This window comes from Candidatus Korarchaeota archaeon NZ13-K (assembly GCA_003344655.1).
Classification (GTDB): domain Archaea; phylum Korarchaeota; class Korarchaeia; order Korarchaeales; family Korarchaeaceae; genus Korarchaeum.
In genome coordinates this window covers 1-7,187 of sequence record MAIU01000059.1, presented here as the reverse complement: position 1 = coordinate 7,187, position 7,187 = coordinate 1, and the positions used below count along the sequence as shown (strand labels likewise).

The 7,187-nt window shown below is 58.5% G+C and carries 7 protein-coding genes; 4 read left to right on the top strand and 3 right to left on the bottom strand.

Translation table 11 applies throughout. The features are described from left to right. Together BA066_05985 and BA066_05980 are read left to right on the top strand one after the other, a co-directional pair. Positions 1 to 658 (top strand): deoxyhypusine synthase (locus tag BA066_05985; protein RDD53148.1); only part of this gene is annotated, 658 nt, incomplete at its 5' end. Then, the gene (locus BA066_05980) at positions 659 to 1,690 is read left to right on the top strand and encodes a decarboxylase (GenBank protein RDD53147.1); all 1,032 of its coding nucleotides are present in this window, start codon (positions 659 to 661) and stop codon (positions 1,688 to 1,690) included. A gap of 9 nt (positions 1,691 to 1,699) precedes the next feature. On the opposite strand, the gene BA066_05975 is transcribed toward BA066_05980, so the two are convergent. From BA066_05975 to argF, 3 genes are read right to left on the bottom strand one after another with little or no spacing between them, the layout of a single operon-like run. Continuing rightward, entirely contained in the window at positions 1,700 to 2,890 is a 1,191-nt protein-coding gene (locus tag BA066_05975) for a hypothetical protein (protein ID RDD53146.1), read from the bottom strand. Next, positions 2,887 to 4,272 (bottom strand): APC family permease, encoded by a 1,386-nt coding sequence (locus tag BA066_05970; protein RDD53145.1) that lies wholly within the window; start codon positions 4,270 to 4,272, stop codon positions 2,887 to 2,889. Before BA066_05970 ends, BA066_05975 begins: the two co-directional genes overlap by 4 nt. Positions 4,273 to 4,276: 4 nt before the next feature. Next, positions 4,277 to 5,218, bottom strand: a complete 942-nt coding sequence (gene argF, locus BA066_05965) for an ornithine carbamoyltransferase (GenBank protein ID RDD53144.1) — start codon at positions 5,216 to 5,218, stop codon at positions 4,277 to 4,279. 145 nt (positions 5,219 to 5,363) lie between these two features. On the opposite strand from argF, the gene BA066_05960 reads away from it, so the two are divergent. Together BA066_05960 and BA066_05955 are read left to right on the top strand one after the other, a co-directional pair. Further along, a complete protein-coding gene (locus tag BA066_05960) occupies positions 5,364 to 6,260 on the top strand; it encodes a hypothetical protein (GenBank protein ID RDD53143.1) in 897 nt (298 codons plus the stop codon). Positions 6,261 to 6,902: 642 nt separating this feature from the next. Then, on the top strand, positions 6,903 to 7,187 hold a 285-nt coding region (locus BA066_05955; protein RDD53142.1), incomplete at its 3' end, for a glycosyltransferase family 2 protein.

Genomic DNA, 7,187 nt, shown 5'->3' with positions numbered 1-7,187 from the left:
GTTCTACATACACCGCTTCCTGGCCGATGACGTCGAGCTCCACGAGATGGGGATGAACAGGGTGGGCAACATACTGATAAGCAACGACAGCTACGCCAGGTTCGAGGCCTTCATCACCCGCCTGATGGAGGAGATATATCCTCACAGGAGGAGCCTGACGGTCTCAGAGTTCCTAAGGGAGATAGGGCTGAGGCTTGATGATGAGAACTCCTTCCTACATCAGGCAGCCAGGAGGGATGTCCCCGTCTTCTGCCCGGCCATAACGGACGGAGCCCTGGGCTTTCACCTGTTCATGGCGAGGGAGAGGCATCCGGACTTCAGCATAGACGTTGTCGGCGACTTCGGGAGGATGATCCTGAGCCTGAGCCAGGAGGACAGGAAGGGCGTGATAGTCCTGGGGGGAGGGGTCTCGAAGCACCACGCGATCCTAATGACGCTCCTCAGCGGGGGCGCGGACTACGCCATATACATAACCACCTCCACACAGTTCTCGGGGAGCATGAGCGGCGCGACGACATCGGAGGCCAAGAGCTGGGGGAAGATAAAGGACGACTCGGACTCCGTCACGGTCATAGGGGATGCCACGATACTCTTCCCGCTAGTTGCTTTCTACGCGATGGAGGAGCTGGCCGACAGGGGGCTCCTGGAGGTGGGCTGATTGGCCAGGTTCATACTCAGCAGGAGGGTCGCGCTGAGGCAGTACATGATAGCCAGGGAGCACTGCGACGTCCTAGCTTACAGCTACAAGACGAACCCCGTGCTCTGGGAGGTGCTGAAGGAGACCGATGCCATGGTCGGGGTGAGCTCCCTGGGATCGATGGCCAGGATAGGGGAGGCCGAGAGGGTGATATACTACCTGCAGGGGGAGAGGGAAAGCGAGATATCCTCCCTCATCAGCTCAGGGGTGAGGTGGTTCGTTGTGGACAACGAACCGGAGATGAGAAAGCTCATCTCCTCCTGCGATGAGAGGATAAACCTCCTGGTCAGGATAAAGATGAGGGAGCACACCATATACACGGGCAAGCACTTCGTCTACGGAATAGACTGGAGGAGGGCCAGGGAGCTCCTGAGGGAGCTGAGGGGTAGCCCGCTCATCGATCAGCTCGGCGTCCACCTCCACAGGAAGACCCAGAACGTCGGGGAGTGGAGCCTCCTCGAGGACATCTCCGAGGCCCTGGGGGATTCCTTGGAATTCATAGATTGGGTTAACATAGGGGGAGGAATACCGGTCAGCTATGCCAACTCCAGGCCCGATCTCAGCACGATCTTCAGGGAGATAGATGAGCTCAGGTCTCATCTCAGGGACAGGGGGGTCAGGCTCATGATGGAGCCCGGCAGGTTCATAGCTGCCCCCTCGGTCGCGCTCGAGGCGGAGGTCCTGAACGTCTACGAGGGCAACGTCATACTTGACTGCTCCATATTCAACGCCTACATGGACACCTACCTCCTGAACATAAGGCTCCCCGTGCTCGGTGAGACGGAGGGAGGAGGATACAGGTATCTGCTGAAGGGGCGATCCCCCGACTCGCTGGACATCTTCAGGTACTCCGTTTACCTTGACAGGGAGCTCAGGCCAGGTGACAAGGTGATCTTCCTCAACGCGGGCGCCTACAACTTCCACACCGAGTTCAACGATATGCCAAAGATAGAGACGGAGATAGTTGAGGACTTCCCCTTCGAGGTACGATGAGCCCCAGCCTCACCCCCTCAGTATAACCTGACTCATGCAGTGAGGCCCCCCGTACCCTCCCGTGAGGGCCGAGAAGTCCAGGAGTTCCGCCTTGACGTTCCATTGCCTCAGCCTCTCGGCGAAGGACTCGCCCGCCTGGGCCACTCCTATGATCCTCCTATCCTCCAGCAGGAGGAAGTTGGGCGCGAAGTTCCTCTGCTCCTCGACGGTTATCGGGAATATCTCGAACCCCTTCTCCTCCAGGTACCTCCTCAGGCTGAGCTCCCCCTTCCTCCTGTAGCTAATCCTCTCCTCCGGGACGGGCTCGAACACCTCAACTATGGGCTCCCTACCCTCCAGCATCCTGTCCTCGCTGAGGAGAGCCAGGTTCCTTCCGAGGAAGTTGAAGTACGTGTCCAGGTGCATCTCCTCCATCCCCGGGTTCGGATCCCTGACAAGTCCCACCTCCACGTCACCGTAGACCCCTCTCTCCAGCATCTGCCTGGCCCCCTCCTCGTCCGTCAGGAGACCCACTCCCTGGAGCGCGAAGTCCCCGGCCGGCATGAAGTCCCCTCCCTCGGCGTGCCCCGGCTCCCTGACCCTGTAAATGGGCTCTATCCCCATCTGCCTCAGGGCAAGCTCCACTATGTCGTTCTCAACCTTCCTAACGTCCAGAGTGAAGTTCCCTATCACCGCGCCCTCCTTGGTGGTTAGCATGCCGTCCCTCATGAAGTAGAGGTTGTTGGCCGGCTCCAGGCAGTAAGATGAGAGGAATCTGGTCGTCGGATCCAGGGCCCTTGGGTTATAGCTTATGTTTATCACGGGTCTGAGTATTATCACGTCGGCCAGGACCTCCGGGCTTAGGGTCTCTATCGTCCTCCTGAGGTTGGAGAGCAGGAGGTCCCTGTCCTCCTCCGATATCCCCTGGAACGCGTACCTCACGCTCTTGAGGGCGAACTCCCTCAACCTCCTCACGTTCCCCTCGTCAACATCATGGACGCACCTTCGAATGAGCATCTCCCTTAAGTCATATACCTCGGCCCCGAACTCCTCCAGCTTCCTCCTGAAGTTCCTGTGCTCCTCTATGGCCTTCTTGAGATCGAAGGGATAGAGGAAGTTGGCTGAGTTCGTCTCCAGTATGGCGAAGAGGGTCTCAATGGCCGGTTGGCAGAGGAGGACGACCCTCGCCCTTTCCCACTCCGCCGGCTGAGAGGCCCTCATCCTCCCCTCCTCCTGCTCCAGGAGTAAAGCAGGTAGCCGACTAGGATGACGATCAAGGTCCCCCCTATGAGCTCCGCCTCGTAGAGCACCACATCAGTTATCTCCTCGGGCGGCATGAAGAAGAACAGGCAGGCTATCGCTATGAAGAACTCCCCGAGTATAGCGGACAGCCAGGCCACAGGCTTACCCCCTGGCAGGGTGTAGGGCCTCTGCACGTCCGGCCTCGAGTACCTGAGCTTCAGGAAGGCCGGGAAGAGCAGCAGGTATGGGAGCAGGAATATCAGGCTGGATAGGGCGAACAGAGTCCAGAATATGCTGGCAACGGTTTCCGCTGGTATCGCATTCCCTATGAGCAGCACCGTGCTTATGATGCCCGTCAGGTAGTAAGCGTAATCCGGGGAGAGGTACTTGCTGTGCAGGTGGCCCAGGGACCTCGGGAGGAGCCCCTCGGCCGCCGTTGATGCGAGAACCCTGTTGGCTCCCAGTGTCCAGGTCACCATGTTGGCGAGGAACGTGTAGAGTATGAGGATGCCGAATATCAGGGTGAGCGCCTGGCCCGCGGGCCCCAGGGTCTCGGCCATGGCGATTACCGAGTCTATTATTCCCGTAACTATGCTCAGTTTCTCCAGGGGAAGTATCGCGAGCAGGCCGAATGTTCCTATAACGTAGAGAAGGAATATCGCTGCACCAGCGAATATTATGGCCCTCGGGACATCCCTCTTCGGGTCCATCATCTCCTCACCGGCCGAGCTGGCCAGCTCGAAGCCCATGTAATTATAGACGACCACCGGCAAGTAAGCTAGGGCGACGCTCCAGGAGGGAAGCAGGTCCTGCGCCGAGAAAGGATTGGCGAAGCCTTTGGTGATGGTCCAGTAAATCCCCAGGACTCCCACGCCCAGCAGGACCACGGCCTTCACCACAGCCCCCACGTTCGGGATCCACTTGGACTTCCCCAGCTCCAGTATGCCAGCTATCACGGTGATCCAGGTCATCACTATGGCCACGGCCGTCTGGCCCCAGATGTCAAGATCCGGGGCGAACACCTTAGCCAGGGTGCCGCTGAAAAGGACGTAGACAGATGGCATCCATATGGCCACGTTGACCCAGTAGAGCCAGGAGGTCATGACGGCCCACCTCTCACCGAAGGCCTCCTTGACCCAGACGTAGATCCCACCCTCACTAGGCCAGGCAGAGCCGAGTTCCGCCGTTATCAGGCCGTAGGGTATGAAGAAGAGGAAGAGCGTCAGGAACCACCAGAAGAAGGTCTGCATGCCTATGGCGGCGGATGAGGCGACTGTATCGAGCACCACTATGGCGCAGACGTTGAAAAGGAAGAGGTCCCAGTACCTGAGCACCCTCTTGAACCTGACCTCACTGGCCATGAGATCACCCGCCCATGAGTAGCACCAGGATGGCCTTCTCCACGTGCAGCCTGTTCTCAGCCTGATCCCACACTATGCTCCATGGCCCGTCTATGACCTCGTCCGTCACCTCCATCCCCCTCGCCGCTGGCAGGCAGTGCATGAAGACGGCGTTCTTCGCGGCCCTCCTCATCAGGTTAGCGTTGACCTGATAAGGCTGGAAGGCCACCTTCCTCTCCTCGGCCTCATGCTCCTGTCCTACCCACCACCAGAGATCCGTGTAAACAACGTTAGCGTCCTTTATCGCTTTTTCTATGTCCTCCGTTATCTCAACGTTTGCCCCCGTCTCCGCCGCGTTCTCCTCCACCATCCTCATCACCCTCTCCTTCGGCCAGTACTTCCTGGGACCGCAGAAGGTGAAGTTCATCCCCAGCCTCGAGGTTAGCACGAGAAGGGAGTTCGCCACGTTGGTGGCGTCACCGAAGAAGCTCACCTTTATTCTCCTCAGGTCCCCGAACTTCTCCCACATCGTGTAAACGTCCGTCAGGGCCTGAACCGGGTGGAACCAGTCCGTGAGGCCGTTTATCACCGGTATAGTGGCGTGTCTCGCCAGCTCCTCCAGGGTCTCGTGCTTGAGCAGCCTCGCCATTATCCCATCCAGGTACCTGCTCAGGACCCTGGCGGTGTCCGCTATCGTCTCCCTCACCCCTAGGTGGAGCTCTCCCGGCCTCAGGTAGAGGGCGTGGCCTCCCAGCTGACTCATGGCCACCTCGAAGGACACCCTGGTCCTAGTGGATGGCTCCTCGAATATCATGCCGAGGTTCTTGCCCTCGAGGAGCCTGGGCCTCTCGCCGCGGTAGTAAGCGTGTTTCATCTCCTTCGTGGTCTCGAAGATCAGCCAAATCTCATCCCTGCTCAGATCCTGGCAGGTGAGCAGGTCCCTACCGAAGAGGCTCGTCCTAGGCATATCGTGAGATGCCCAGAAAACGATATAAATGTTTCGTTTGCACTCGTATTTTCATTCGACAGAATTTGAACGATGTGCACACAGGGTATGTGAGGATCCCCGCGATCAGCGCATCCTTTAAATTAAACGGCTGCAGCGAAATCGCATGAGGAGGATTCTCCTTTTACTCTCAATCGCACTCCTACTCTTAAGTATGTCCGTCCGTGAGGGCCTCGCTCAGACGCTCTCCGCGACGATCTCGCCCAGCTCCATATCGACGAAACCCGGAGAGAGGGAGAGGCTGTCCCTCACAGTCAGGAACATGGGAACGAGGGACATAGATGTTACTGGCATAAGGCTGAGGATCACCTCCAGGAATCTCTCAGGGATCCCCATATCCCTCTACTTGGGGGAGTACTCCTTCCCGTTCGACAGGCCGGAGAGGGTGATCGCTGGGGGTCAGAGGGTGATCGAGAGGGTCGTGGAGGTACCCCTCATACCCTTCGCCGGCGACTTCGATGTGGAGGTGATCGTCGAGACGATCGGGGGAACGACCTCCACGAGAATGCGGGTCTACTTACTCCACAGCTGGCTCTCAATGTCTTTCCTCCTGCTCTCCCTCCTCATAGCCGCTGGACTGATCTACGCATTGCTCAAGCTAGCCCTCAGGAGGGTGAGGAGGAGGGAGGTCTACCACGTCAACGACCTGCTTGCTGAGAGGGACAGGTACTACAAGCTCCTGAGGGAGCTGGAGGCTAGGAAGGGGAGGATGGGGGAGAGCGAGTACAGGGAGCTCAGGGAGGAGTACGCCTCCGGCCTCAGGAGGGTGCAGTCAGCTCTTGAGAGCATGCTACCCAGCCTTCAGGAGAGGGTGGGGAAGCTGGAGAGGGAGGCCGGGGAGATAGAAGCTGAGATCAGGAGGATAAGGGCCAGGGTGGAGGTTAAGGAGATCAAGAGGAGCGAGGCGGAGTCCCAGATAAGGAGGAGGGAGGCGGCATTGGAGGAGAGGAGAAGAAGGATAAGGGAGCTGAGGGATCTCATTGATAGGATAAGGGGCACCTGACCTCCCCCTCCATCCTCACTCTGCCCATCGGAGAGAAGTAATGCGGTGCGTCCCTTGGTCGTCGATCGGGAGGCCATATGCCCCTGAGCTACTATGAGACTCGGGACGATCCGGTCTGAGTGGAGCCCGCCGAATGTTTCATGGTAACGCATGCCAGCTGAGCGATCAAGCAGACTTCGCACGCCCAGATGAGTAGCTCCGGCATGCCTGGCCTGAGTTCTCGACCTGAGCGAGATAATTGAGGAACTTAGGAAGCCCAGAGAGGACTTCAATGACTTCTTGAAGCTCGAGAGCAGGCAGTGGAGGAGAATTGGAGGCGATGAGGAACGATTCAGGTTCAACAGGTGGATTATCGCCCGCTAGGGATGAGGGATTCTTCCGAGGTCCTCGCCCTTGAGAACGCAGAGTTCGCTGAGCATCTGAGGAGATGCGAGGGGCTAGGAGTCCTGCCCATACTGGGGAGGAGTTGAGAGCGATCCGGTCGCCTCGAGCCCCATCCAGCTGAATCCCCCTCACTTACACAGATTCTAGCATCCACTTGGATCCCCGCCGGCTTCCAGGGTGCGATGAGCGGGCGGACCCCTTCCATCCCCGACCCCGCGAGGGGAAGCCATTATATCTTTGTCCCCCGAGCGGTTCCCGATGAGGGCGGCCCTCATACCGGCTTACAATGAGGAGGCTAAGATAGCCCCGGTCATACTGAAGGCCAGGAGGCACGTCGACCTGGTTATAGTTTGCGATGATGGTTCAACGGACCTGACGGGTGAGGTGGCTAGAAGCTTAGGAGCCTACGTCATCAGGCATGAGAGGAACATGGGTTACGGTGCGGCCCTGCTCACCCTCTTCAAGAAGGCCCTGGAGATGAACGTGAGCATAGCGGTGACCTTGGACGCTGATGGACAGCACGACCCCGACCTGATACCGGCC

Coding starts and splice junctions, on each gene's coding strand:
- argF (RDD53144.1), bottom strand. CDS start 5,218: ATGCCTAGGACGAGCCTCTTCGGTAGGGACCTGCTCACCTGCCAGGAT.
- BA066_05960 (RDD53143.1), top strand. CDS start 5,364: ATGAGGAGGATTCTCCTTTTACTCTCAATCGCACTCCTACTCTTAAGT.
- BA066_05970 (RDD53145.1), bottom strand. CDS start 4,272: ATGGCCAGTGAGGTCAGGTTCAAGAGGGTGCTCAGGTACTGGGACCTC.
- BA066_05975 (RDD53146.1), bottom strand. CDS start 2,890: ATGAGGGCCTCTCAGCCGGCGGAGTGGGAAAGGGCGAGGGTCGTCCTC.